This window comes from Corallococcus macrosporus, from assembly GCF_017302985.1.
Lineage (GTDB): Bacteria > Myxococcota > Myxococcia > Myxococcales > Myxococcaceae > Corallococcus > Corallococcus macrosporus_A.
Genome location: NZ_JAFIMU010000007.1, coordinates 1,620,703 through 1,646,701, shown reverse-complemented (window position 1 = coordinate 1,646,701; position 25,999 = coordinate 1,620,703). Strand labels below are relative to the sequence as shown.

General features: G+C 70.1%; 24 protein-coding genes. 15 read left to right on the top strand and 9 right to left on the bottom strand.

What is annotated here, in order from left to right; genetic code table 11:
• Nucleotides 1-91 precede the first annotated feature (91 nt).
• The 4 genes from JYK02_RS19015 (at nucleotide 92) to JYK02_RS19000 (ending at nucleotide 5,901) form a co-directional block, all read left to right on the top strand.
• On the top strand, nucleotides 92-793 hold the full coding sequence (locus JYK02_RS19015; protein ID WP_207052933.1) for a DUF2293 domain-containing protein: 702 nt from the start codon (nucleotides 92-94) through the stop codon (nucleotides 791-793).
• Nucleotides 794-851: 58 nt separating this feature from the next.
• Nucleotides 852-1,610 carry a TetR/AcrR family transcriptional regulator gene (locus JYK02_RS19010; protein ID WP_207052932.1) on the top strand — a complete coding sequence of 253 codons (759 nt, stop codon included), beginning with the start codon at nucleotides 852-854 and terminating at the stop codon, nucleotides 1,608-1,610.
• Nucleotides 1,607-2,716: an efflux RND transporter periplasmic adaptor subunit gene (locus JYK02_RS19005; protein ID WP_207052931.1), complete on the top strand. Its 1,110-nt coding sequence runs from the start codon at nucleotides 1,607-1,609 to the stop codon at nucleotides 2,714-2,716. The genes JYK02_RS19010 and JYK02_RS19005 overlap by 4 nt, the downstream gene beginning before the upstream one ends.
• A gap of 65 nt (nucleotides 2,717-2,781) precedes the next feature.
• Entirely contained in the window at nucleotides 2,782-5,901 is a 3,120-nt protein-coding gene (locus tag JYK02_RS19000; protein WP_207052930.1) for an efflux RND transporter permease subunit, read from the top strand.
• A gap of 93 nt (nucleotides 5,902-5,994) precedes the next feature.
• On the opposite strand, the gene JYK02_RS18995 is transcribed toward JYK02_RS19000, so the two are convergent.
• Nucleotides 5,995-6,348, bottom strand: a complete 354-nt coding sequence (locus tag JYK02_RS18995) for a hypothetical protein (RefSeq protein ID WP_242588805.1) — start codon at nucleotides 6,346-6,348, stop codon at nucleotides 5,995-5,997.
• 263 nt (nucleotides 6,349-6,611) lie between these two features.
• A complete protein-coding gene (locus JYK02_RS18990; RefSeq protein ID WP_120526528.1) occupies nucleotides 6,612-6,818 on the bottom strand; it encodes a cold-shock protein in 207 nt (68 codons plus the stop codon).
• A 281-nt stretch (nucleotides 6,819-7,099) separates the two neighbouring features.
• Between JYK02_RS18990 and JYK02_RS18985 the strand changes: the two genes are divergently transcribed.
• Nucleotides 7,100-7,654, top strand: a complete 555-nt coding sequence (locus JYK02_RS18985) for a hypothetical protein (RefSeq protein WP_207052929.1) — start codon at nucleotides 7,100-7,102, stop codon at nucleotides 7,652-7,654.
• A gap of 9 nt (nucleotides 7,655-7,663) precedes the next feature.
• On the opposite strand, the gene JYK02_RS18980 is transcribed toward JYK02_RS18985, so the two are convergent.
• From JYK02_RS18980 to JYK02_RS18965, 4 genes are all read right to left on the bottom strand, one after another.
• The gene (locus JYK02_RS18980) at nucleotides 7,664-10,120 is read right to left on the bottom strand and encodes a sodium-translocating pyrophosphatase (protein WP_431603499.1); all 2,457 of its coding nucleotides are present in this window, start codon (nucleotides 10,118-10,120) and stop codon (nucleotides 7,664-7,666) included.
• A 113-nt stretch (nucleotides 10,121-10,233) separates the two neighbouring features.
• Nucleotides 10,234-11,643, bottom strand: coding sequence for a hypothetical protein (locus JYK02_RS18975; protein WP_347402524.1), 1,410 nt, complete (start codon nucleotides 11,641-11,643; stop codon nucleotides 10,234-10,236).
• Between the two features lie 244 nt (nucleotides 11,644-11,887).
• A complete protein-coding gene (locus JYK02_RS18970) occupies nucleotides 11,888-12,391 on the bottom strand; it encodes a hypothetical protein (protein WP_207052927.1) in 504 nt (167 codons plus the stop codon).
• A 125-nt stretch (nucleotides 12,392-12,516) separates the two neighbouring features.
• Complete coding sequence (locus JYK02_RS18965; protein ID WP_207052926.1) at nucleotides 12,517-13,863, bottom strand: TIGR00366 family protein; 1,347 nt, start codon at nucleotides 13,861-13,863, stop codon at nucleotides 12,517-12,519.
• Nucleotides 13,864-13,945: 82 nt separating this feature from the next.
• Between JYK02_RS18965 and JYK02_RS18960 the strand changes: the two genes are divergently transcribed.
• The 8 genes from JYK02_RS18960 (at nucleotide 13,946) to JYK02_RS18925 (ending at nucleotide 21,842) form a co-directional block, all read left to right on the top strand.
• The gene (locus JYK02_RS18960; protein ID WP_207052924.1) at nucleotides 13,946-15,418 is read left to right on the top strand and encodes an ATPase domain-containing protein; all 1,473 of its coding nucleotides are present in this window, start codon (nucleotides 13,946-13,948) and stop codon (nucleotides 15,416-15,418) included.
• Nucleotides 15,419-15,432: 14 nt separating this feature from the next.
• Nucleotides 15,433-15,822, top strand: a complete 390-nt coding sequence (locus JYK02_RS18955) for a response regulator (protein WP_207052922.1) — start codon at nucleotides 15,433-15,435, stop codon at nucleotides 15,820-15,822.
• A gap of 28 nt (nucleotides 15,823-15,850) precedes the next feature.
• Entirely contained in the window at nucleotides 15,851-16,672 is an 822-nt protein-coding gene (locus tag JYK02_RS18950) for a hypothetical protein (RefSeq protein ID WP_207052920.1), read from the top strand.
• 127 nt (nucleotides 16,673-16,799) lie between these two features.
• Nucleotides 16,800-17,210 (top strand): hypothetical protein, encoded by a 411-nt coding sequence (locus tag JYK02_RS18945; protein ID WP_207052919.1) that lies wholly within the window; start codon nucleotides 16,800-16,802, stop codon nucleotides 17,208-17,210.
• Complete coding sequence (locus JYK02_RS18940; RefSeq protein WP_207052918.1) at nucleotides 17,203-17,460, top strand: DUF5985 family protein; 258 nt, start codon at nucleotides 17,203-17,205, stop codon at nucleotides 17,458-17,460. Before JYK02_RS18945 ends, JYK02_RS18940 begins: the two co-directional genes overlap by 8 nt.
• A gap of 12 nt (nucleotides 17,461-17,472) precedes the next feature.
• Complete coding sequence (locus tag JYK02_RS18935; RefSeq protein WP_207052917.1) at nucleotides 17,473-17,748, top strand: DUF5985 family protein; 276 nt, start codon at nucleotides 17,473-17,475, stop codon at nucleotides 17,746-17,748.
• A 40-nt stretch (nucleotides 17,749-17,788) separates the two neighbouring features.
• Nucleotides 17,789-18,739, top strand: a complete 951-nt coding sequence (locus JYK02_RS18930; RefSeq protein ID WP_207052916.1) for an aldo/keto reductase — start codon at nucleotides 17,789-17,791, stop codon at nucleotides 18,737-18,739.
• A 142-nt stretch (nucleotides 18,740-18,881) separates the two neighbouring features.
• A complete protein-coding gene (locus JYK02_RS18925) occupies nucleotides 18,882-21,842 on the top strand; it encodes a GAF domain-containing protein (RefSeq protein WP_242588804.1) in 2,961 nt (986 codons plus the stop codon).
• Here the strand turns inward: JYK02_RS18925 and JYK02_RS18920 are convergent.
• From JYK02_RS18920 to JYK02_RS18910, 3 genes are all read right to left on the bottom strand, one after another.
• Nucleotides 21,823-22,212, bottom strand: a complete 390-nt coding sequence (locus tag JYK02_RS18920) for a DUF779 domain-containing protein (protein WP_207052915.1) — start codon at nucleotides 22,210-22,212, stop codon at nucleotides 21,823-21,825. The two genes, JYK02_RS18925 and JYK02_RS18920, sit on opposite strands and share 20 nt — an antisense overlap.
• Before the next feature lie 11 nt (nucleotides 22,213-22,223).
• A complete protein-coding gene (gene adh / locus JYK02_RS18915) occupies nucleotides 22,224-23,750 on the bottom strand; it encodes an aldehyde dehydrogenase (RefSeq protein ID WP_207052914.1) in 1,527 nt (508 codons plus the stop codon).
• Between the two features lie 170 nt (nucleotides 23,751-23,920).
• Nucleotides 23,921-24,289 (bottom strand): hypothetical protein, encoded by a 369-nt coding sequence (locus JYK02_RS18910; RefSeq protein WP_207052912.1) that lies wholly within the window; start codon nucleotides 24,287-24,289, stop codon nucleotides 23,921-23,923.
• A 68-nt stretch (nucleotides 24,290-24,357) separates the two neighbouring features.
• Here JYK02_RS18910 and JYK02_RS18905 point away from each other — a divergent pair, with 68 nt between their 5' ends.
• Both JYK02_RS18905 and JYK02_RS18900 read left to right on the top strand, forming a co-directional pair.
• Complete coding sequence (locus tag JYK02_RS18905; protein WP_242588803.1) at nucleotides 24,358-25,002, top strand: hypothetical protein; 645 nt, start codon at nucleotides 24,358-24,360, stop codon at nucleotides 25,000-25,002.
• A 4-nt stretch (nucleotides 25,003-25,006) separates the two neighbouring features.
• Nucleotides 25,007-25,489 (top strand): SMI1/KNR4 family protein, encoded by a 483-nt coding sequence (locus JYK02_RS18900; RefSeq protein WP_207052910.1) that lies wholly within the window; start codon nucleotides 25,007-25,009, stop codon nucleotides 25,487-25,489.
• Nucleotides 25,490-25,999: the final 510 nt, after the last annotated feature.

The window sequence follows — 25,999 nt, the reverse complement described above, 5'->3', positions numbered from 1 at the left end:
CACGGAGTCTGCCTTCGCGCGCGCGTTCCGGGGGCATTTACCAGGGTGCGAGGGGGCGTGCTATGCAGCCGGCCCTTTCGGACCCGACCCCATGCCTGATTCCCTGACGGTCGGCCCCACGGCCGACCCCCGCCGAGTGAAAGCCCAGGACGGCCGCCTCCTCTCCGTGCCGGACGGCTGGGCCCTGCTTCCCCCCGGCGACGCCGGCCTCACCCGCCGCGTGAAGGCCGCCGGCCCCTCCTGGACCGTCGTGGAGAAGGTGGGCCGCAAGCTCTTCTCCCGGGGCGTGTGGGCGCCGGAGGCCCACATCGTCCACGCGAAGGCCGCCCTGGAGGAGGAGCGCGCCACCCCCGCCTACGCCAGGAAGCTGGCCCAGGGCCGCGAGCGCCGCGCCAAGGAGCAGGAGGAGTACGAGGTCGACTTCGCCAACGCCGTCCTGCGCTTCCTCGCCTTCAGCCCCGCGTGGCTCCCCCACGCCAAGCGCCTGGCCGTGCTCGTCGCGGGCCACGCCACCCCCGTGGGCAGCGGCACCGTGGCCCGCACGGAGCGCATCCCCATCGAGCGGCGCGCGGAGGCGGCCGTCATCGCCTGGATGCGCCACCAGACCACCGGCTACGACGACATGCGCATCGCCCGCGTGAAGGGCGCCCGCCGCGAGGTGCGCCGCGAGCTGGCGGAGGTCTCCCGCGCCATCCTGGACCTGCACCGCCGGGACGCCCCCCACGCCCCCCCCGCGTGTCCGCTCTGCTCCGCCCTCATGCGCCCTCCGCCGACACGCCCCTCGGATTCCTGACCCGGCGTTCAGCAACGACTGTTTTATTTCTGACCGGCGGGTTAGGAATGCCCCCGCCATGCCCCGTCACGCCGACCCCAAAGCCCGCAGCGCGCTCATCGCGTCCGCGCGGGCGGAGTTCGCGAAGCGGGGCGTGAAGGGCGCGCGCATCAGCGACATCACCGCCGCCAGCGGCCTGTCCAAGGGCGCCTTCTACCTGCACTTCCCCTCGAAGGAGTCCCTCTTCGCGGCGCTGGTGCAGCGCTTCCTGGAGGAGCTGGAGCGGCTGGCCACCGAGCGCATCTCGCGCATGGAGTGCTTCCGCGCCGACCACGGGATGCCGGGCCCCGGTGACGTCGCCACGCGCTCGGAGCGCTACCGCGCCTTCCTGCGCCTGGAGGCCGCGCTGGACGTGGAGATGCTGGAGCTCATGTGGGAGCAGCGGGAGCTGGTCACCGCGCTCATCGTGGGCAGCCAGGGCACCGCGTTCGAGTCCGTCATGTGGGACGTGGTGGACCGCGAGGTGGACCGCATCGCGCGGGAGTTCCACCACCTGCGCGGCGAGCAGCCGGACACCCCGGACGTGGACCCCAGCCTCTTCGGCTCGTTCGTCGTGGGCACGTACCTGCTGCTGGCCCGGCGCATGGGCCGGCTGACGCAGAAGCCGGACCTGGCCGCCTGGGCCGTGGGCCTCCAGCGCCTCATGCACGAAGGCTCGCTGCCCCGCGAGCCCGTGCCCCCGGCCGTCGCCTACGCGCGGCCCTCCTCTCCGCCTTCCACGCGCCGGCGCCACGCCCGCGCGGCCAACCCGCACCGTCCGCCAAGGAAACGCCCGTGAAATCCTCCACGAAGCCCTTCGCCCCCCGCGCCCTCGCCGCCATGGGCATGGCCGCCGCGCTCGCGCTCACCGGCTGCGACAAGGCGGATGCGTCCGCGCCGCCCGCCGCCGCCGCGGCCCCTGGCCAGGACAAGCCCGCGCCGGCCGTGAAGGTCGTCTCCGCGCGCGGCGTGCAGGCCTCCCAGTCGGAGGAGGTCACGGGCACGCTGTACCCCGCCCAGGGCCTCCAGGTCGGCTTCGAGGTGGGCGGCCGGCTGGAGGAGGTCCGCGTCAAGAAGGGGCAGGCCGTGAAGAAGGGCGACACGCTCGCCCAGCTCAACTCCGAGATCGTGGACGCGCAGGTGGCCGGCGCGCAGGCCGCCGTCGCCGCCGCGGAGGCCGCCGCCTCCATGGCGCAGGACGCCGCCGAGCGCACCCAGAAGCTCAGCACCGGCGGAGGCGTCAGTGACCAGCAGCACAAGAACGCCGTCGCCGCCGCCGCGCAGGCCCAGGCCCAGGTGATGGCCGCCAAGGCGCAGCTGGCGCAGGCCCGCGCGTCGCGCCGCCGGCACGACCTGAAGGCGCCCTTCGCGGGCACGCTGATTGAATCCCCGGACCAGACGGGCGCCACGGTGGGGCCGGGCTCGCCGCTGTTCACGCTGGAGCAACTGGACACGCTCATCTTCCGCACCACCGTGGCGGAAGGGGCGCGCGCGCTGCTCAAGCCGGGCGTGAAGGTGCGCGTGGCGGCGCTGGGCAACGGCGCGTCCACCGACGAGGCCGTGGTGCGCACCATCCTGCCCTCCGCGGACCCCACCACCCGCCGCATCCCGGTGGAGATCGCCGTGCCCAACGCGGACGGCCGCTTCGTGGCCCACACCCTGGCGCGCGCGATGCTGAAGCTGGGCGAGGCGCAGGACGCGCAGCTCGTGCCCACGACGGCGCTGTCCTCCTCCAACGGGGACCACGTCCTCGTCGTCAGCGACGGCGCCCTCCAGCGCGTGGACGTGCAGGTGCTGGAGCGCCGCGACCGCGAGGTGGTGGTGCGCGCCGCCGCCGTCCTCCAGCAGGTGGTGGACTTCCCCACGCCCTCCCTGACCCCCGGCACCCGCGTCTCCGTGAAGTAGCCGCAAGGCCGCCCCTCTTGGCAGTGGCCGCCCCCGGGCGGTCGCCGCGTGCGTGAGCTCTTCCCATGATTCTCAGTGACGTCTCCATCCGACGGCCGGTGTTCACGGCCATGCTGTCCCTGCTGCTCATCGTGCTGGGCGTGATGGGCCTCAAGCGCCTGGGCACCGACCTCTACCCGGACGTCAGCTTCCCCGTGGTGGTGGTCAACACGCTCTACAAGGGCGCGGGCCCGGGCGAAATCGAGACCCAGGTCATCAAGCCCCTGGAGGACGCGGTCGCCGGCATCAGCGGCGTGGACAAGATCCACTCCTTCAGCCGCGAGAACGTGGGCACCGTGGTGGTGTCCTTCACGCTGGGCACCGCCCTGGACACCGCCGTCCAGGACGTGCGCGACAAGGTGGGGCAGGCCGTCAACAAGCTGCCCACGGACGCGGACGCGCCCATCGTCAGCCGCGTGGACCTGTCCGCCGCGCCCATCCTCACCTACGCGGTGTCCGCGGACATGACGTCCCAGGCGCTGCGCAAGCTCTTGGATGACCGCATCAAGCCCGCGCTCGCGCAGCTGGCCGGCGTGGCGGAGGTGCGCATCACCGGCGGCGACACGCGTGAAATCCAGGTCGACATCGACCTGGACAAGGCCCGCGCGGTGGGCATCACGCCGTCCCAGGTGGCCCAGCGCATCGGCTCGGAGAACCTCAACCTGCCCGCGGGCCGTCTGAAGCTGGGCCCCAACGAGCTGACCGTGCGCGCCATGGGTGAGTTCACCAACGTGGACGACCTGCGCCAGCTGCCCATCGCGCGGAGCACCACCGGCGCGCAGGTGCGCCTGGAGGAGATCGCCACCGTCACGGACGGCGTCGCCGAGCGCCGCACCACCGCGCGCCTCAACGCCCGCGACGCCGTGGTGCTGGAGATCGTGAAGCAGCCGGGCTCCAACACCGTGAGCGTCAGCGACGCGGTGAAGAAGACGCTCGCGCAGATGGGGCCGGTGGTGGGGCAGGGCTTCCAGGCCACGCTGCTCATCGACCAGTCGGACCTCATCCGCGCCAACACCCACGAGGTGTGGATCGCCCTCATCTTCGGCGGTCTCATGGCGGTCCTCATCATCCTGATGTTCCTCCTGGACCCGCGCGGCACGTTCATCTCCGCGCTCGCGCTGCCCACGTCCGTCATCGGCACGTTCTTCGTGATGTACGTGCTGGGCTACTCGCTCAACCAGATGACGCTCTTGTCGCTGTCGCTGGCCATCGGTCTGCTCATCGACGACGCGGTGGTGGTGCGTGAGGCCATCACCCACCGGCTGGAGCAGGGCGAGGACCCCATGAGCGCCGCGTCCAACGGCACGCGGGACGTGGGCCTGGCGGTGCTCGCCACCACGCTGTCCCTGGTGGCGGTGTTCATCCCCGTGGCCTTCATGCCCGGCATCGTGGGCCAGTTCTTCAAGCAGTTCGGCATCACCATCTCCGTGGCGGTGCTCATCTCGCTGTTCATCTCCTTCACCCTGGACCCCATGCTGTCCGCGCGCTTCGCCAAGGCGCGCAAGCCGGGAGAGGTGCACCACGAGCCCGCCGTGTTCCGCGCGCTGCGCCGCTTCCTGGAGGCCACGGAGAACACCTACGCGCGCATCCTGGGCTGGGTGCTGCGCCACAAGTGGGCCACCGCGGGCCTCACCCTGCTGGCGCTGGTGCTGTCCTTCGGCGCCGCCAGCCGCCTGGGCGTGGAGTTCATGAGCGCGGAGGACCGCTCGCAGCTCATCGTCGAATTGCAGCTGCCGGACTCCGCCAACCTCGCGCAGACCGCGGAGCGCGCCGCGGAGGCCGAGGTCCTCCTCAAGAAGATCCCGGAGATTACCGACATCTACACCACCGTCGGTCCCAACGGAGACGTCTACAAGGCGCGCATGCGCGTGCTCACGGTGGGCAAGGAGCAGCGCACGAAGAGCATCGGCACCCTCAAGGAGGAGGCCCGCGCGCTGCTGGTCCCCAACCTGGTCTCCACCGCCATCACCCTGTCGGACCCGCCGGCCATCGAAGGCCTGGGCGACTGGTATCCCATCATGGTCCGCGTGGTGGGCCCGGACCTGAAGCGCATCAACGAGGAGGCCGAGCGCGTCGCCGGCATCCTGCGCACGCTGGGCACCTCCGACGTGCGCGTGGACTCCAACCCGGCCAAGCCGGAGCTCCAGATTCAAATCGACCGCGCGCGCGCCGCGGACATGGACCTGTCCGCCGCGGCACTCGCCATGCAGCTGCGCCTGGCCATCGACGGTGACGTGACGGCCAAGCTGCGCGAGGGCACGGACGAGACGGACATCCGCGTGCGCCTGCGCGAGCAGGACCGCGCCACGCCGGAGCGCGTGCGCCAGCTCATGGTGGCCACGCCCAAGGGGCTGCACCAGGTGACGGACGTGGCGGAGGTGTCGCTCAAGGACGGCCCCAGCGTCATCGAGCACGAGAACCGCGAGCGCCAGGTGGCCGTCGTGTCCCAGTTGGCCAAGGGCGCCGCGCTGGGTGACGTGGCCACGAAGCTCAAGGCCGCCATCGCCCAGAAGCCCCTGCCGCCCGGCTACGCCATCGTCTACGACGGCCAGATGAAGAGCCTGGATGAGCAGAACGACGCGTTCGGCATCGCGTTCGGTCTGGCCTTCGTCTTCATCTACATGGTGCTCGCCAGCCAGTTCGAGTCCTTCAAGCACCCCTTCACCATCATGGTGTCGCTGCCGCTGGCGCTCGTGGGCGCGCTGCTGGGACTCGTCGTCACGAACTACCACGTCAGCATGGGCGCGATGATTGGCGTCATCCTGCTGATGGGCCTCGTGACGAAGAACGCCATCCTCCTCATCGACGGCGCGCTCCACCACCTGCGTGAAGGCGACTCCGTGGACGAGGCCCTGCTCAAGGCCGGCCCGCGCCGCCTGCGCCCCATCCTCATGACGAGCGCGGCGATGGCCATTGGCATGGTGCCCACCGCCGTGGGCACGGGCACCGGCTCCGAGTTCCGCGCCCCCATGGCCATCTCCGTCATCGGCGGCGTCATCACCTCCACCTTCCTCACGCTGCTGGTGGTGCCGGTGGTGTTCGCGGCCATGGAGAAGCTGTCCTTCAAGAAGCGCCAGCCCCGCCAGGAGGGGACGCTCACGGCGCCGCCCGTGGACTCGCCCGCCGCGCACGACCGCGCGGCCTGACCCTCAAAGCCTCACGGCTTGAAACAAGAAGGCGCGGGTGACGATGTCGTCACCCGCGCCTTTCATTTGAAACAAGGGGGATGAAACAAGCAGCTAGCGCGAAGCCGACATGCCCTCGCCGTTCAGCAGGCGAACGCGCGCCTTGGCGAGCTGGTTCTGCGCTTCCTCCAGCGACACACAGTCCACCGTGATGTCGTCGTTGGGGGATGCTTCCGAGGCCACGCGGGCCGTCTGCAGGCGCGCGATGGTGGAGTCCGACACGTGCGCGCACATCGCGCAGCCGTTCTTGCGCCCGTGGTCGACGATCTCGGAGAACAGCTTCGCGGATTCAGGCTCCAGCGGGCGCAGACCCCGCATGTCGGCCAGAACCAGGTGCCGCCCTCCGCCGTAGCTGTCCGTGGCCTTCTTGTAGACGGCCACGTACTCCTTCATTTCGTTCGGCCGCATGAAACCGCTCATGCGGGCAGTGATGGTCCGACGGCTGACATCGTTGGTGACTTCGAACATAGGTGCGCCCTCCCTCGCAGGCGCAAAGACTAACAGACGTCTTTCGGACTTTCACCAGCCCCCCCCGCATTCTTCGGAGGGTGGAAGGTTTGAAAGGGATTGCGCGTTTTTCCTTCTGAGCCCGGTGTAAAAATGAAGAAGCCCGGTCCGCATGCGCGTGACCGGGCTTCCATGACTCCGGATGGACCCGGAGCGGGGTTGGATCAACCCGCTGCGCGGACGTTCTGTGCCTGGAGACCCTTGGGGCCGCGGGTCACCTCGAACTCCACCTTCTGGCCCTCGGCCAGGGTGCGGAACCCGTCCATGTTGATGGCGCTGTGGTGGCAGAACACGTCCTCACCACCGCCATCCTGCGTGATGAAGCCAAAGCCCTTCGCATCGTTGAACCACTTCACCGTACCAGTAGCCATGAATCGTCTTCTCTTTGTTGGTGGGGCGCGGCACCCACCGCCCGAAGGCGGCCCGCCCTCTCGAAATGTGAGGGCCTGAGTGCGGAGACAAGTCTGCCCGGCGGGGCAGGGTGGGTGGAAGCCCCCTTGCCCGGCAGCCAACAGTTCAATGGGTGGTCAGGCTTCCTACCCATGTGGTCGCAGGCAGGCGGGCAAGGGGGAGGGGCAGGCCCGGCGCCCGGGCCTGGAGGCGTGGCTACCGTTCCGGACAAGGCCACGACGGCCAGGAGAGGAGTCACGTCATGTACGAGGTCCGAGGCCTGGAGCCCGCGCCAGTGCTGCCCCCTGTCCCCCCGCGCTCGGAGGGCGCCGTGCGCCGCGAGTGGCGCCGCATGCGCGACCACAGCGCGGCGGCGGGCATCCTGTCGCGTCCCCTGTTCGGCCGGCTGCCGCTGCGCCGTTGGGTGCCGCAGGACATCCACTCGGTGCTGGACTACGTGGGTGGGGCGGCGCTGGTGGCGGTGGGGAACGCGTCCGGTGACCGCGCGGCGAAGGCGGCCGGCTGGGCCCTGGGCGGCGCCGCGCTGGGCGTGTCGCTCTTCACGGACTACCGGCTGAGCCTCACGAAGCTCATCCCCATCGAGGCGCATGAAATCGCGGACTACGCCTACGGCCTGGGCGCGGTGCTGGCGCCCTTCGTGCTGGGGTACGCGAAGCGCTCGCCGGTGGCGGCCGCGCTGCACGTGCTGCTGGGCGTGAAGGTGCTGGCCGCGTCGCTGGTGACGGACTACCGCTGCCAGACGGGCATGCACCTGGGCGGGGAGCTGGCCACGGACCCCGAGGGCATCGGGGCCTGAGCCGTTGTCTCAGGCGTGTTTCACCCGCGCGCTGGGCACCCGCTTCGTGGGGCCCTCGCGCTGGATGCGCATGCCGTAGAAGCTGCGGTAGACGAACGCCGCGGACAGGGCGAAGAACACCGCGGACAGGATGCGCAGGAGCGTGCCCTGTCCTGCGGCCTCCAGCTCCACGGACAGCTCCACCGCGAGCAGGCCGAACAGCGTGGTGAACTTGATGACCGGGTTGAGCGCGACGGACGAGGTGTCCTTGAACGGGTCACCCACCGTGTCGCCCACCACGGTGGCGGCGTGCAGCTCCGTGCCCTTGGCCTTGAGCTCCGTCTCCACCAGCTTCTTCGCGTTGTCCCAGGCGCCGCCGGCGTTGGCCATGAACACGGCTTGATACAACCCGAAGACAGCGATGGAGATGAGGTAGCCCACGAAGAAGTAGGGCTCCAGGCACGCGAACGCGAGCGTGCTGAAGAACACCACCAGGAAGATGTTGATCATCCCCTTCTGCGCGTACCAGGTGCAGATGGCCACGACCTTCTTGGAGTCCGACACGCTGGCCTTCTGCGCGCCCTCCAACTGGATGTGGGCCTTGATGAACTCCACCGCGCGCCAGGCGCCCGTGGACACCGCCTGCATGGAGGCGCCGGAGAACCAGTAGACGATGGCGCCGCCGGTGATGAGGCCCAGCAGGAAGGGCGCGTGCAGGAGCGACAGGTTCTGCGCGTTGACCGCGTTGAGCACCTGCTGGCCGTTGGGGGCGCGCGTGATGCCCACCAGCAGCACGATGATGGAGAAGATCATCGTCGTGGCGCCCACCACCGCCGTGCCAATGAGCACCGGCTTCGCGGTGGCCTTGAACGTGTTGCCCGCGCCGTCGTTCTCCTCCAGGAACTGCTTGCCCTTGTCGAAGTCCGGCGTGAAGCCGAAGTCCTTCCTCACCTGCTCCTTCACGTCGGGGACTTCCTCGATGAGGGACAGCTCGTAGACGCTCTGCGCGTTGTCCGTCACCGGGCCGTAGGAGTCCACGGCGATGGTGACCGGGCCCATGCCCAGGAAGCCGAACGCCACCAGCCCGAAGGCGAACACCGCCGGGGCAATCATCAGCTCGCCCACGCCCAGGGTGCTGAACCCATACGCCAGCGCCATCAGCCCCGCGATGACCAGGCCCATCCAGTACGCGGAGAAGTTGCCCGCGACCAGGCCGGAGATGACGTTGAGGGACGCGCCGCCCTCGCGGCTGGCCGTCACCACCTCGCGCACGTGGCGGCTCTCCGTGGAGGTGAAGACCTTGATGGCCTCCGGGATGATGGCGCCCGCCAGCGTGCCGCAGGTGATGATGGCGGACAGCTTCACCCAGAGGGTGCCGTCCCCGCCGATGTCCGGGATGAGCAGGTAGCTGACGAGGAACGTCAGCGCCACGGACACCCCGGACGTCAGCCACACCAGGAAGGTGAGGGGCGCCTCGAAGTTCATGCGGTCCGCGTTGCCGTAGCGCGCGGACTGGAGGGCGTTGTTGATGCCGTACGACGCCAGCGACGCCACCACCATCACGATGCGCATCATGAAGATCCACACCAGCAGCTGCACCCGGTACTGGGGCTCCACCGCCAGGAGGATGAACGTGATGAGCGCCACGCCGGTGACGCCGTAGGTCTCGAAGCCGTCCGCGGAGGGGCCCACGCTGTCGCCCGCGTTGTCGCCGGTGCAGTCCGCGATGACGCCCGGGTTGCGCGCGTCGTCCTCCTTGATGCGGAAGACGATCTTCATCAGGTCCGACCCGATGTCGGCGATCTTCGTGAAGATGCCGCCCGCGATGCGCAGCGCGGAGGCGCCCAGCGACTCACCGATGGCGAAGCCGATGAAACACGCGCCCGCGAAGTCCGGCGGGATGAACAGCAGGATGCACAGCATCAGCAGCAGCTCCGTGCTGATGAGCACCATCCCGATGGACATGCCCGCCTGGAGCGGAATGGCATACGTGGGGTAGGGCTTGCCGCGCAGCGACGCGAACGCGGTGCGGCTGTTGGCGAAGGTGTTCACCCGGATGCCGAACCACGCCACGCCACAACTGCCCGCGATGCCCACGAGGCTGGCGAACAGGATGAGGGCCACCCGGCCGGGCTCCATCCGCTGGAGCACGCCGAAGTAGCCCACCATCACCGCCGCGATGAGCGCCCAGAGGACGCCAATGAACTTCAGCTGCGTCAGCAGGTACGTCTTGCACGTCTCGTAGATGAGCTCGGAGATCTCGAGCATCGCCCGGTGCACCTCCCGCTTCTGGAGGCTCGCGTACTGCAGGACACCGAAGACGAGCCCCAGCACGCAGACGGCGATGCCGGACATCAGCAGCTGCCGTCCGTCCAGGCCCGCGATGAAGGTGATGGAGTGGAAGTCGGGGAGCTCGAGGTCCGCCTCGCTCGCGCTCGCGGGCGTGGCTCCGGACAACGCCAGGAGCCCGAGGACCCGGCACGCCATGCCGGTGACACGCTGCTTGGGACGAACCCGCCGTGAACCGGGAAGGGGCATGGGCCGCAACCCCTCTCACAGTCCGGCCCGTGAAGGGATGGTCTCCGGGCCGGAGGGGCGTGTCAGGGGTTGAACTTGAAGAGGAAGCCGTCCTGCAGCCGCCGCGTCGGACCGTCCTCCTGCTCGGGCCGGTTGAAGCCGCCGGCCAGGAGCACGCCGCCGGACGCGTCCACGCTCACGGCGCGGGCCTGGGCCACGGTGCCGGGGCTCGCGAAGCCGCGAACCCACAGCGACGTGCCCTCTTCCGGCAGCAGCTTCGCGACATACAGCCCGGGAGGCAGGCTCCCCCCGCCCAGGGCCAGCCCGCCGTCATGGCCGCCCGCCACCGTCACCTGGCCCGCCTCGTCGGTGGTGACCAGGGGAGCGCCGGTGGGGACGGTGCGCGCCCACTGCTGGCCGCCGCGCGCGTCGTAGGACAGCAGGAAGCCGTCGCGCGAGTCCGCGCGGTGGAAGGTGTTCTTGAAGTAGAGCCGGCCGCTGAAGCCGCCGCCCACGAAGACGCGGTCCGCCCCCACGGCCACGGACACCGCGGTGCCGTCCGTGCCGCGCACGTCGTGGCTCCAGACGTGGTCGCCGTCGCGCGTGAGCTTCACCACGAAGGGCGTGTGCTGGCGCACGGTGACGAAGGTGGCGTCGCCAAAGGACACCGACCCCGCGTAGCCGCCCACCACGTGCACGTCGCCAAAGACATCCACCGCCACCGCGCGCGCGGAGACCTCGCCCTCGCCCGAGGGCATCCACACGCGGCTCCAGCGCTGCTCACCCTTCGGTCCCACGCGCAGCGCGAAGCCCGCATGTCTGCCATTGGGTGCTGTCTTCAAACCCTCGCCCAGGTCGCGCGCGCCGGAGAAGTCCCCCACCAGCACCGCGCCACCCTCATGGTCGGACGTGACGCCGTTCACCGCCACGGCCCCCTGTCCCGGCAATGAGCGAACCCAGTCCAGCGCGCCACCGCCATCCAGCCGGGCCAGGAACGGCCCCTCCGGCAGCGTGACGCCGTCGCGGGTGAAGCCCGCGGAAAGTCCTGTGAGGAAGATGTGGCCGGAGGCGTCCACCGCCAGGCCGCCCACGCGGGCCCGCACCGCCTGCCGCGGCGTCCAGCCCCGCGCCCACTGGAGCGTGCCGTCCGGCGAATACCGCGCCACCATCAGATGGGGCGCCACGACGTTGCGATTGAAGGGCAGGGGCCCCGCCCCCAGGTCGATGGGCTCTTGATAGGTCGCAGCCACGAGGACGTCCCCGTTGGAGGTCACTACCGCGTGCGGAGCCTGAGGGTCCCCCACCATCAGGGTCCGCGACCACGCATGGGCCTCCACGCCCTCCTGCACGACCTGTCCACCCACCTCGCCGAGCACCGGGATGCGCGGTGCCGTAGCTCGGGCTTCCTCGCACCCCACGAGGAAGAGCCCCCCCACGCACACCGCCATCCGAAACCACGCCACCGCCGCCACCCCGTCCCGGTCTCGCACCACCAACCCCGACTCCCCCGCCCTTCAACCGCGCCCAGACCCTTCTGCAAGCGCGCGGCCAACGTGATGAGGACAAGGTGTTCCCTCGGGGAAGGACGCGGAGAGCGGACCCGAAGGGCGGGGTGTCTGTCTGACGGCCAGTAATTCCTGCCGACCGGGGGGAGGGAGGCCGGTAAAGAAAGACGCCCGCGCGGGTCTCCCCGGCGGGCGTCGATGTATGCGTTTGATTGTGGACGCGGCGGAAGGACTACAGCACCTTCACCGGCACTTCCTTGAGCACCTGGTCGCCGCGCATCACCACCACGGTCCAGCTGCCGGGCTTGGCCAGCTTCACGCCGGTCCACTGACGCGCGCGCCAGCCGTCGCCCTTCACCTTCACGTCCTTCGTCTCGCGCACGGTGTTGCCCTGCTTCACCTGCACCGTGAGGTCGTCGATGGCGTCACCCTGGGGCACCAGGTAGCTCTGCCACAGCATCACGGAGGTGCCCGCCTTGACGCCCTCGGGGCCCACCTCGGCGGTGCACTCGAACTTGTTGGGGCCTTCCTTGGCCACCTCCGTGCACAGCTTGGCCTCCACCAGCACGGGGCCCTGGCCCTGGCCCTTGTAGAAGAAGTTCCAGGTGTCGCGCACCGCGTCCGCGCTGGGGGCCTTCACGGACTCCGCCGCCGGGGCCGCCGCCTCCTGCGCTCCCGCGACCGACGCCACACCCAGCACCGCGCACAGCACGCTTCCGTTGAACACGCTCTTCATGTCTTGGGGTCCCCTCGTTGATGTTGAAGGCAGCCGGCCCACGTCCGGCCCCTTGGTGTGCCTGTCTACCATGAAACACCCCCGGTCAGCCCCCGAGTCCCGGAAACCGGGCATGCCGCGCCGCCCTACCCGAAGAGGAAGAAGCCCAGCGTCACCAGCGGCAGGTACGCGAGGAAGGCCACCAGGAGGAAGCCAAGGATGTCCTTGAACTCCAACCGCGCCACGGCCAGCAGCGGCAGCGCCCAGAAGGGCTGGATGAGGTCGGTGGCCATGTCCCCCCAGGCGTACGCCAGCACCACCTTCTCCGGCGCCACGCCCAGCCGTCCCGCCGCATCCAGCAGGTAGGGCGCCTCGATGGCCCACTTGGAGCCTCCGGAAGGCACGAAGTAGTTCACCACGCCGCTGTACAGGTACACGATGGCCGGGAAGGTCTCCCGCGTGGACAGCGACACGAAGAGCTCCCCGATGCGGTCCGTGAGCCCCGTGGCCTTGAAGATGCCGTAGATGCCCGCGTACAGCGGGAACTGCAGCACGATGCCGTGCAGCACGCTGGCGGCCTCCTCGCTCGCCTTGAGCAGCCGGGCGGGCGTGCCGTGCAGCAGCACCGCGAGCGTCAGGAACGTGAAGTTCACAACATTCAGGTTCAGCGCCTTCCAGCCGCCGTGGAGCCACAGGTGCCGCGCGAACCACACCAGGCCCAGCACGCCGAAGATGGCGTTGAGCAGCCACGCGTGATCCAGCCACTCCGCGGGGCTCAACCGGCCCTGGGGCTTCTCTGGCGGGACGAAGTCCGCCAGCTTCTCCAGCACCGCGGGCTCCACGCGCACGGTGCGCTCGGGGGACGGGTGCAGCGCCCACGCGAGCCCCGTGAGCAGCGCCACCGCGGCCAGCGTGAGCCCCACGTTGAAGGGGGAGAACAGCGTCCGGTCGATGGGGATGACCCCCAGCTGCTTCTCCAGGAAGTGCCCCGGCGTCGCGACCAGCAGCGGGGCGGAGGCGGACAGGCCCGCGTGCCACGTGGCGCCCAGCCCGAAGTAGGCGCACGCCACCAGCAGCCGGTAGTCCACGTCCGGGCGCCTGCGCGCGATGAAGCGCACCAGCATGGCGCTGGCGACGAGCGACAGGCCCCAGTTGAAGTACGCGAGCGCCATGGACACCGCCGCCATCAGCGCGGTGGCGCCCCGGGGGCTTTGGGGCAGGCGGGCGACCCGCTCCAGCAGCGCCTTGACGGGCGCGGTGAGCGCGAGCAGGTAGCCGGTGAACATCACCAGGGCCATCTGCATGGAGAAGGTGAGCAGCTCCCAGAAGCCGCCGCCCCACGCGTCCAGCACCACCGGCGGCGCGGCCCCCACCCAGCCCAGGGCGAGCGCCATGGTGAGCAGGGTGAGCAGCACGGCGATGGCGAAGGCGCTGGGGACGAAGCGCGCGGAGAAGCGTCCCAGGCCTTCGGCGAACCGGACGAGGGTTTCCACGGTGAGGGCTCCAGGCGGTCAGGAGGCCCCGGCATGAATCTCCCAGGGCGACACCCCGGGTTTTACGGTATGAGCGGTCGCCATGTCCCCTAGCGAGCAGCACCCTCCCGCCTTCGAGCGAATCGCGACAGGCGTGCCCGGGCTGGATCCCATCCTGGGTGGTGGCCTGGTGGCCTCAGGCGTCTACATCGTCGTGGGGGAACCCGGCGCGGGGAAGACCATCTTCGCCAACCAGCTCTGCTACTCGCAGGCGCAGCAAGGCACCCGCTGTCTGTACGTGACGCTGCTGGCGGAGTCGCACTCGCGCATGCTGGCGAACCTGCGGAGCATGGCGTTCTTCGACGCCTCCCAGCTCCCGCAGCGCATCTACTACGTCAGCGGCTTCCGCATGCTGGAGGAGCAGGGGCTGCCGGGGCTCCTGGAGCTCTTGCGCCGGGAGATGCGCAACCACGGCGCGGGCATCCTGGTGCTGGACGGGCTGGTGCAGGCGCAGGAGGCGGCGGGCAGCAGCCGCGACTTCAAGAAGTTCATCCACGAGCTCCAGGTGTCCGCCGGCCTGTCGCGCTTCACCGCGCTGCTGCTCACGAGCAGCGTGGGCCCCACCGTGCACCCGGAGTACACGATGGTGGACGGCATCCTGGAGCTGCGCGAGCGCACGGCGGCCATGCGCTCGTGGCGTGAAATCCAGGTGCGCAAGTTCCGGGGCAGCGCCAGCCTCAATGGCTCGCACCACTTCCGCATCTCCGAGGCCGGGCTGGAGGTGTTCCCCCGCCTGGAGTCCATGGCCAGCCGCACGCAGCCTCCGGACTGGGGCACGCAGCGGGTGCGCTTTGGCGTGCCCACGCTGGACGCCATGATTCCGGAGGGCATCGCCGCGGCGTCCACCACGCTGGTGATGGGGCCGCCGGGCTGCGGCAAGACCATCCTGGGCTCGAGCCACCTGGCGGAAGGGCTGCGCCTGGGCGAGCCCGGCCTGATGGTGAGCTTCTACGAGGGGCCGGACCGGCTGCTGCACAAGGCCGCCAACGTGGGGCTGTCGCTGGCCAGCGGGGTGAAGGACGGCCGGCTGGTGCTCCAGTGGAACATGCCCGCCGAGTGCAACCTGGACCTGGTGGCGCACAACATGCTGGAGGACGTGCGCAAGCGCGGCGTGAAGCGCCTGTTCGTGGACGGCCTGAGCGCCATGGTGGAGACCACCAACGAGCCGGCGCGCATCAGCCCCTTCTTCGCCGCGCTGACGCAGGAGCTGCGACGCCACGGGGTGACGACCGTCTTCACGCTGGAGACGCCGCGCCTCTTCGGGCCGGACATGGACGTGCCCCTGGGCACCGGACTGTCCGGCGTGGCGGAGAACCTGCTGTTCATGCGCCACCTGGAACTCAACGGCCGCCTGCGGCGGCTGCTCTCCATCTTCAAGCTGCGCGACGCGGACTACGACCCGACGCTGCGCGAGTTCCTCATCACCTCCCAGGGAATCGAGATCCAGCCGCCGTTCCAGCCGTCGCCTGAGTTGCTGCTCACCGGCATCGCCCGCTTTCCGGGCAACCACTCCTGACCCCCAGAGGACCCGTGGTTCCCGCGACCGAGACCGTGCTGGTGGTGGACGACGAACAGGGCATCCTGGAGGCGCTCGCGGACCTCCTGAGGGAGGAGGGCTACCGCGTCCTCACGGCGTCCCATGGCCGCGAGGCCCTGGAGCGCATGGCGGAGGTGAAGCCGGACCTGGTGCTGACGGACTGGATGATGCCCGTGCTGGATGGCCCCGCGCTGATCGAGCGCATCCTCCAGGACCCGACGCTGCGCCACATCCCCGTGCTGGGCATGAGCGCCGTGGACGTCAACGGCCTCAAGCGCCTGCACCCGGCCATGGAATTCCTCCAGAAGCCGTTCGACATCCGCGCCCTGATGAAGCTGGTCCGCAAGTCCCTGGACGCGAACCCTCGCGCCCGGGGAGGGTGAGGCGCCGCGCGTGCCCGGAGGGTCCGCCATGTATCACCTGCTGAAGCTGGGTCCGGTGCCCCTCTCCGTGGGCACCACCGGTGTCTACCTGCGCATTGGAGAGACGGGCGAGCCGTCCGCCCCCGTCTTCGAACAGACGGACGCCGCCGGCCTGCGCGCCCTCACCGCCGGGCTGGAGCCGTCCCAGGTGTCCTGCGAGCCCGCGCTGGCGGACGCCGCCGCCGAGCTGGGCCTGGCCGTGGCGCCCCCGTCCCCCGCGGCGCTCTCCGCTCGGGCGGCCATCGCCACGTTCCTCGCGTGGGGGCAACTGGGCGTGTCCGGGCTGGGCAGCGACAAGGCGCTGCTCTTCGTCCAGGCCGCCACCGAGTTCTGGGAGGCCCGGCCCTGGACGCACTGGGACGACAGCCAGGCCTTCGTCGTGGACGTGACGGGCGCGCACGAGCACACCTACGAGGGCTGCGTCTTCCACGGCGACGACGAGGGCCCCTCCGGCCTGGCCCTCTACCTGGCCCCCGGCGCGCTGGGGCGGCTGCTGGAGCTCCAGGTGCACGGCGCGGAAGCGGAAGCGAAGGCGCTGCCCGCCATCACCGTGTCGCTGGAGGGCCGCCCCGCCTACGCCGTGGAGGCGCTGTCCGCCGCCGGCCGGCTGCCCCGGCTGCCCCTGCCCGTGAAGGCCGGGCCCCAGGGACTGGCGGTGCCCTCCAGCCTGGAGGCCCTCATCCTGGTGGCCGCCCTGCGCGCCGTGGCCCGACTGTCCCCGGCCCAGCCGGAGGCCATCAGCAGCATGGTGGCCGGCGACGCCCGCATGGACGTCCGCGTGCGCGCCCCCGCCCCCCGCGTTCGCAACTAGGCGGAATCAGGCACCCCCTGCCGTGACGCACCCGGACCGAGCAGGGGGCCAGCTCGTGTGAGGCTGTGAACAGCCGCCCTTACCGAAAAGGTTGATTCACAAAGTATCTAGGTCCATAGGTGGAGACGTGACTGACGCCGGCCTTTCTTCACGGGTCCAGCGCTTCATCACGACGCACATCGATTCCATCGAGAAGCTGGAGGTGCTCCTCCTGCTTCGCGCCCGGACGGACCGGGCGTGGTCGGCGTCGGCGGTGGCCCTGGAGCTGCGCATCACCGAAGCCTCCGCGGCCCGCCGCATGGCGGAGCTGCGGACAGGAGGGCTGCTGCTCGAGGATGGGGCAGCGGACGCCTACCGGTTCAGCCCCAGCCGGTCGGACGACGTGCAGTCCACCGCGGAGCTGGCGAGCGCGTACGCGGCGCGCCGCGTGAGTGTGATTTCGTTCATCTTCTCACGCCCCATGGACCGGGTGAGGGGCTTCGCGGACGCGTTCGTGTTCAAGCAGGACAAGGACAAGGACGGCAACGGACATGGCTGAGGCGGTCTACATCCTGTGTGCGTTGACGAGCGCGGCGTGCGCGGTGCTGCTGTTGAGGGCCTGGCGGCGCACGCGGATGAAGCTGCTGCTCTACAGCGGCCTGTGCTTCTCTGCCTTCACGGTGAACAACGTGCTGCTCTTCGTGGACCTGGTGCTCATCCCGGCCGGGGACCTGTCGCTGGCGCGCACCGCCACGTCGCTCACGGGCGCCGCGGTGCTGCTCTACGGCCTCATCTGGGACGTGTCCTAAGGGGGGGACACCATGTTCAAGACCCTGCTCGATGGCGCGGTGATGATGGCGTACCTCGCGTGCGCCCTGTTCTTCCTGCGCTTCTACGTCCAGTCGAAGGATCGGCTGTTCGCGCTGTTCTCATTGGCCTTCACGCTGATGGGCGTGCACAACCTGCTGGGGACGCTGGTGGCGCCCACCCTGGACGCCGAGCGCCTGCACTACCTGTACGTCGTGCGGCTGGTGGCCTACCTGCTCATCCTGGGGGCCATCTGGGACAAGAACCGCGCGAGGCGGAGCCCTCGGTAAAAGGCTGGTTTTTCCGCCGGGCCCGCGGGAGGACTCCCTCATGACGACTTCGCTTCCCCGCTTCACCCCGCGCCGCCCGCTGGGGCGCACGGGCTTCACCGCGACGGCGGTGGGCATTGGCGACCTGGCGGACCGCACGGTGCCTCGCGAGAGGCTGGTCGCCACGCTCGTGCGCGCGTTGGACGCGGGGCTCAACGTCATCGACACCGCGCCCGGCTACGAGGACGGCCTGAGCGAGGAGGTGGTGGGCGAGGCCCTGCGCGGCCGGCGCGAGGGCGTGTTCGTCATCGACAAGGTGGACGTGCTGGACGCGCCGGTGGCGCCGCAGGTGGAGGAATCCCTGCGGCGGCTGGGCCTGCCGTCGGTGGACCTGTTCGCGCTGCACGCGGTGAAGACGCTGGCGGAGTGGGAGGCCGTGGCCCGGCCGGGCGGCGCGCTGGCGCAGTTAGAGGCCTGCGTGGCGAAGGGGCAGGCGCGCTTCAAGGGCATCTCCTGCCACCACCCGGACGCGCTGGTGGCGGCGGTGCGCTCCGGCCGGTGCGACGTGGTGATGTTCCCCCTGGGGCCGTTCGTGGACGCGCGCTACGTGGACGAGGTGCTGCCGCTGGCGCGGGCGCACGGCGTGGGCGTGGTGTCCTTCAAGACGTTCGGCGCGGGCAAGCTGCTGGGGGACTCGGAGGGTTACGGCCGGCCGCTCCAGGCGCGGCCGCGCGGCAAGGTCAGCTCCGGCGGTGAGGCGCCGGGCACGCCGCTGCTGCCGCACCTGTCGGTGGAGGAGTGCGTGCGCTACACGCTCACCCTGGCGCCGGACGTGATGCTGATGGGGATGAGCTTCCCGAACGAACAGGACGCCGCGCTCCAGGCGGCCGCGGCCTTCCAGCCCCTGGACGCGGCGGGGCTCCAGGCGGTGCGGGACCGGGCGCGCGTGGCCATCCAGGACAAGGGCGCGGTGTGGTGGAACCCGCCTTCACCGGAGGTCACGGCGGGCTGAGGCGCCGGGCACGCTCGGGTTGTCTGCCGGACACTCGCCTGGAATGCCGGGACCATGGAGGCTTGTGGGTCATGGGGGACCGTCATTATCGGAGCGTCCCTTTGGTGGGGCGTCGTCCCCATGACGCCCTGGCCCGCGCTCCATGCCCGAATCCTCCCTCGAGCCTTCGACCGAGCCCGCCGGTGAGCCACCGCCGCCGTCCGCCGTGCTGACCCACGACGCGGCCTGCGCCCCGCCACCCGGTGGCGTGGACGCGCCCGTCAGCGCGGGGCAGGCGGGCGTTCCCGCCGTCACGACCGAGGCCGCCAACTCCGTCCTGGAGGCCGTGTCGCCGGGGACGCAGGGCGGAGCGGCCGTCAATGTCCTGAGCACCCCGGAGGCCGCGAAGGAGGTCCCGCCGCGGACGGGCGAGCCCTCCGCTTCCTCGGAGACGGGCTCGGAGACGGGCCGCTTCGCGTTCCTGGCCCGCGCGGGCGAGGTGCTGGGGTCGTCGCTGGACGAGCCCACGGTGCTGGGCCAGCTGGCCCGGCTGGTGGTGCCGGCGCTGGCGGACTGGTGCGCGGTGGACGCCCTCACGCCCTCCGGCAAGGTGGTGCGCCGGGCCGCGGCGCACCGGGACCCCGCGCTCGTGTCCACCGTGTATGCCATTGCCGAGCACTGGCGCCTGGAGGAGAACGGCTCCCAGGGCGTGGCCCACGTGCTGCGCACCGGCCAGCACCACTTCATCCCGGACGTCTCCGAGCAGCAGTTCCAGGAGGCGGCGCGGACACGCCCGGCCCTGGCGGAGGCGTGGCGCCTGGGCTGCCGCTCCGTGATGCTGGTGCCGCTGGAGGCGCGCGGGCGGGTGCTGGGGTGTCTGTCATTGATGGCCGGCACCGCCGGCCGCTTCGGCGAGTGCGACCTGGAGCTGGCGCGTGAGCTGGCCCGCAGGGCGGCGCTGTCGCTGGACAACGCGCTCCTGTACGGCGAGGCCCGTCAGGCCCAGGCGCGCACGGCGCGTTTGCAGGCGGTGACGGCGGCCCTGTCCCGCGCGGCCTCCGAGGACGCGGTGGCGCAGGTGCTGGCGCGCGAGGTGTGGGAGGCGAGCGGCGCCACGCGCGTCGCGGTGCTGGCGCTGGAAGAGGACGGCGTGACGCGCCCGCTGCGGGTGCTGGGCTACTCCGAGGAGGCGCTGGCTGCTTTCACCCGCCCGCCGGATCGGCCCGCGTCCCAGGGGTTCCCGGAGATCCGCCGCGAAGCGGGGTGGTTCGCCTCGCTGGAGGAGTTCGTCGCGCGCTACCCCCAGGACGCGGAGCTCGCGCGCCGCCAGGGACCCGGGGCGCGCGCGGTGGTGCCGCTGTGGGGTGAGACGCGGGTGCGCGGACTGCTGCTGCTCGCGTGGCCGGAGTCGCGTGTCTTCCCGGCGGCGGAGCGCGCGTTCCTGGAGGCGCTGGCGCACCAGTGCTCGCAGGCGCTGGAGCGGGCCGCGCTCTACGAAGCGCTGCGCGAGCGCACGGAGCGGCTGCGGCAGGCGCTGGTGACGGGCGACATGGGCACCTGGCGCGTGGACCTGGTGCGCAACCGGGAGCTGCGCGACGCGGCGCTCAACCACATGCTGGGCCTGCCGGCGGTGGACTCGGTGCTGCCGGTGGGGAGCCTGCTGGAGCAGCTGCACCCGGAGGACCGGCCACACGTGGAGGCGGAGTTCCAGCGCCACCTGCGCGAGGCGCCGGGCTTCTTCGAATCGGAGTTCCGCGTCCTGCGCCGCGACGGTGCGCGCTGGATGCACAGCGTGGGGCAGTCCATCGCCGGACCGGACGGGAAGGTGACGGAGCTCACCGGCGCGATGGCGGACATCACCCGGCGCAAGGAGGCCGAGGAGCGTCTGCAATTGCTGCTGGACGCCAGCCGCGTGCTGGCGCTGCGCCTGGACGACGTGGAGGAGGCGCTGCCGGAGGTGGCGCGGCTGGTGGTGGACCACGTGGCCACCGGCTGCCTGGTGGACCTGGCCGCGCCGGACGGCACCCTGCGGCGGGTGACGGCGGCGCACCGTGACGCCGCGCACGCCGCGCGGCTCCAGCAGGCGCTGGGGGGAACGGACCGGGGGCCCGAGCACCCGGCGCTCCAGTGCTTCCGCTCCGGCGAGGTCCGCTTCGTGTCGCGCCTGGACTTCAAGCAGCGCTGCGATGGCGTCTCCACGAGCGACGCGCACCGCGCGCTGGTGGACAGCCTGGAGCCCACGTCGGTGCTGTCGGTGCCGCTGCGCGCGCGGGGCCGCACGCTGGGCGTCATCACGCTGTTCACCTCGGAGCCCCAGCGCACGCTGGTGGCCGCGGACGTGACGATGGCGGAGGAGCTGGCGCTGCGCGTGAGCGTGGCGCTGGAGAACGCGCGCCTGTTCCACGACGCCCAGGCCGCGGTGCGGCTGCGCGACGAGTTCCTCTCCGTGGCGAGCCACGAGCTGAAGACGCCGCTCACCAGCCTCATCCTCCAGCACAACCTCATTGGCCGCGCGCTGGAGAACGCGGGCACGCAGGGGCCCGTGACGGGGCGGCTCAACACCGCGCAGCGGCAGGTGCTGCGGCTGACGGCGCTGGTGGACAACCTGCTGGACGTGAGCCGTCTGTCATTGGGCAAGCTGGCGCTGGAGCGCGCGGAGGTGGACCTGGCGCAGCTGACGCGCGACGCGGTGGAGCGCCTGGAGGACGTGTTCGCCCAGGCGCGCTGCCCGCTGACGCTGGAGCTGCCGCGCACGCTGACGGGGCAGTGGGACTCGCTGCGCCTGGACCAGGTGCTGGTGAACCTGCTCACCAACGCGGCGAAGTACGGCGCGGGCCACCCGGTGACGGTGCGCGCGGGCGTGGACGCCAGCGACGAGGTCTGGCTGGAGGTGCGCGACGAGGGCATCGGCATCGAAGCGGACGCGCTGCCGCGCCTCTTCGGCCGCTTCGAGCGCGCCGTGAGCGAGCGGCACTACGGCGGCATGGGGCTGGGGCTCTACATCAGCCGCCAAATCGTCGAGGCGCTGGGCGGCCGCATCGACGTGGACAGCCAGCCGGGGCAGGGCGCCACCTTCACGCTGCGGCTGCCCCGGATGGCGTCCCTCAGTGTTGCGGCCCCTTGAGCGGGGGCCCTTCCTGTTCCAGCGCGCGGTACTCGTCGTCGGTGAACAGGCGTGAGCGGATGAGGAAGCGCACGCCTTCGGGGGCTTCCACGGAGAAGCCGCTGCCGCGACCGGGCACCACGTCCACGGTGAGGTGGGTGTGGCGCCAGAGCTGGAACTGCGGGCCGGAGATGTAGAAGGGCGTGCCGACGATTTCACCCAGGTACACGTCCTCCTGCCCCACGCGGAAGTCGCCGCGCGGAAAGCACATGGGCGCGCTGCCGTCGCAGCAGCCGCCGGACTGGTGGAAGAGGAGCGGGCCGTGAAGGCCCTGCATCTTGTGGAGCAGGGCCTCGGCGGCCGGCGTGACCTCGACGCGCGGCACGGGCATGGGCGGACGTCCTAGAAGAAGCCCATGGGCTGCGGGTCGTAGCTGACGAGCATGTTCTTCGTCTGCTGGTAGTGATTGAGCATCATCTTGTGCGTCTCGCGGCCGATGCCGGACTGCTTGTAGCCGCCGAACGCCGCGTGCGCGGGGTACAGGTGGTAGCAGTTCACCCAGACGCGGCCCGCCTGGATGCCGCGGCCCATGCGGTACGCGGTGTTGGTGTCACGCGTCCACACGCCGGCGCCCAGGCCGTAGAGCGTGTCATTGGCCAGCGCGAGCGCGTCCTCGGCGTCCTTGAACTTCGTCACCGCGACGACGGGGCCGAAGATCTCCTCCTGGAACACGCGCATCTTGTTGGTGCCCTCGAAGATGGTGGGCTCCACGTAGTAGCCCTCCGCCAGCGCGCCGGGCAGCGCCTTGCGGCCGCCGCCGGTGAGCACCTTCGCGCCCTCCTTCTTGCCGATGTCCAGGTAGGAGAGGATCTTCTCCAACTGGTCGTTGGACGCCTGCGCGCCAATCTGCGTGGAGACGTCCAGCGGGTTGCCCTGCACGATGCGCTTCGTGCGCTCCACGGCCCGGGCGATGAACTCGTCGTAGAAGCGCTCGGCGACGAGCGAGCGCGAGGGGCAGGTGCAGACCTCGCCCTGGTTGAGGGCGAACATCGCGAAGCCTTCGAGCGCCTTCTGGGCGAAGTCGTCGTCCCTGGCGAAGACGTCCTCGAAGAAGATGTTGGGGGACTTGCCGCCCAGCTCCAGGGTGACGGGGATGATGTTCTCGGAGGCGTACTGCATGATGAGGCGGCCGGTGGTCGTCTCACCCGTGAACGCAATCTTGGCGATGCGCTTGTTGCTGGCGAGCGGCTTGCCAGCCTCGATGCCGAAGCCGTTCACGATGTTGAGCACGCCGGGAGGCAGCAGGTCGCCCACCAGCTCCGCGAACTTGAGGATGGTGACGGGGGTCTGCTCCGCGGGCTTGAGGACGACGCAGTTGCCGGCGGCGAGCGCGGGGGCCAGCTTCCACGCGGCCATGAGCAGCGGGAAGTTCCACGGGATGATCTGCCCGACGACGCCCAGCGGTTCGTTGAAGTGGTAGGCGACGGTGTTGTCATCCAGCTGGCTGAGCGAGCCTTCCTGCGCGCGGATACAACCGGCGAAGTAGCGGAAGTGGTCGATGGCGAGCGGCAGGTCCGCGGCGAGGGTTTCGCGGATGGGCTTGCCGTTGTCCCACGTCTCGGAGACGGCGAGCATCTCCAGGTTCTGCTCCATGCGGTCGGCGATCTTGAGCAGGACGTTGGCGCGCTCACCGGCGGCGGTCTTGCCCCAGGCGTCCTTCGCCTTGTGCGCGGCATCGAGTGCCTTCTCGATGTCCTCGGCGGTGGAGCGGGGGATCTCGCAGAAGGGGCGGCCGGTGACGGGGGAGATGTTCTCGAAGTACTGGCCCTTCACGGGGGGGACGAACTCACCGCCGATGTAGTTGCCGTAGCGGCTCTTGTACTCGACCTTGCTGCCCTTCTGACCCGGAGCTTCATAGACCTTCGACATGGGGGACTCCCTGCGTTGGGTTTAGACGCGCACGTGCGGGGTTTTGACGCGGAACAGACGATAGGCAGGTAACGCTCCGCGTTATGTGCAGGGAGTCCAATCCAAATGTCTGTTAATGGTTGTTGTCCGGCCCGGGTGCCGAAAGGGCATACCCAGACAGGCGAGCTACTTCAGAACCGCTCCACGAACGCCAGCAGCTCCCGCTGCGACAGGACCGGGCACTTCCAGTTCAGGTCCCGCATTCGCTGGAGGAACGCGTCCGGAAGCGCGACGCCGTAGCGCAGGACGTAATACGGAAGGTCGGCCCGCCAGTGCCAGACGCCATCCGTCTGCGAGTGATGGGGCGCGATGTTCTTCTCGCCGGTGAACCAGTCACTCAACGTCCCCGAACTGACCGCGAAGACGGTGCCCGTCGCGAGATAGCGCCCGATCTGCGAGCGCTCTGCCTCCGGAATCTTCCCGCGCGCTTCCACGATGGAAGGGGCCTCGTCGGATCCGAGACCGAGCTCACGGAAGTTCCCTGCATCTTGGAGGTGCATGCCTCCTCCGTACCAGGGAGGAGGCGGTGGCGCACTGCCGTCGCCCGGCCTCGGCATAGGGTGTGTCGATGACACTCAAGAACAACGAACACGCCTGGCAGTTCAGGTTCCTGCTGGTGAGCGCCTTGCTCCTCGCCTCATGTGCCGAAGGACCAACGCCCACTCCCACCAGCACTGCCCGGAAGTGGGTCGGCCCGTTGGTGAACGTGCCAGGGGGCGGGCAGTTCCGCACCGTCATCCACTACGGCCCATGGCAGTGCAGCGCCCAGCTCATGGACTACTGCCGGGAGAAGTGTTCCGGCAGCGGTCATGTCCTCCAGGGTTGCATGTGGCTCGCTGACGTGAAGATGGATTTCGAGGGAACCATCGTGCGGGCAGGAAGCCGGTTCGGCATGACGCACTGTTGCTGCAACTACGGGACGCTCACCGCAGCCCAGAACGCCGCGGCCCGTGACCGTTGGGACAACATCCGCGATGGATTCCGAGGGCGATGGGCCGAGCGCTTTGGGGCCTGGCCCACTGAAGCCAACGGGAAGCCCTACCAGGGACACCACATCCGGGACCTCAGCCATGGTGGCAATCCCACGGACTGGGACAACGTCATCCCGTTCCCCAAGGACATCCACCAGACGCTGAACGGGCTCTATGCTCAGTGCTACGCGAACGAGCCCCCATGGACCAGCGTGGGCCCGAGTTATCCCTATGGCGAGTAACCCCATGCCGATGAGCGCCCTGCTCGAAGAGGTCTCCCGCCTCCACCACGCACGCCCTCCCGCGACGCTCGCGCAGCTTGACGCCTTCGAGCAGCGCGTCGGATGGCGGTTGGACGCTGACCTCCGTGCCTTCTACCTGCACTGTGACGGCGCGGACCTGTTCGACCGCGTCGACCCCGCGTTCTCCTTCCCGCCACTGTCCGAGCTCCGCCGTGCGCGCGTCGTCATGAGCCAGGACGACACGGACAAGGCAGGCCCCGCGTCCTGGTACGCCCTCTGCGAGGTCCGGGATGGGAACTACGTCCTGCTTGACGTGGGACAGCAGCACGATGGCCGGTATCCGTTGCGCGACGGCTTCCGTGAAGGCTTCCCGGATCCGACGCAGTGCCCCGAAATCGCCAGCTCCTTCTCTGAGTTCCTGGCGGGCGCGCTCCGCTCCAACGGACGCTGGTTCTGGCTGAAGAAGCTCATGCAGGACGAGCGCTGACCGGGCCTCAGGACCGCGTTCCCGCCGCACGCAGCGGCGTCCCACCAGAAGCCCGGAAACCCCTGCCATCCTTGCAGGCCGCTTCATCCGGGGCCGATTTGTCGCGGGTTCAACAGCGCGTGGATCCGCGCTCCCTCGCGGTGACGCAGTGCCTTCCCGGCTCCCGCAGAGAGAGGCGCAATCGCGGCTTTCTTCGAGAGTGAACGGGATGTTTTCCAGCGGGGATGTTCATGTCGCTGCGCACTGGAAACCCGCACGGCGTGCTGTCATCTTCAAGGGACTGTGCGGTGCGGCAGGAATGTTGTCGGGAGTGGGCACAAGTGGCCCAAGGTCTTGAGGACCGAACGTATTGGGATGTGCAGGGCGGAAAACGTTTCCGTCTCGGGGCTGTAAAAACTCCCCGAAAGCGAGGGGTGTCTGCTGATGAGCTGGGACCCAGGCCGCATCCGAGTGTCGCAAAAGCGAAGCGGATCAACCGGTTGGCGTGGCCGCCCACGCAAGCCGGAAAAT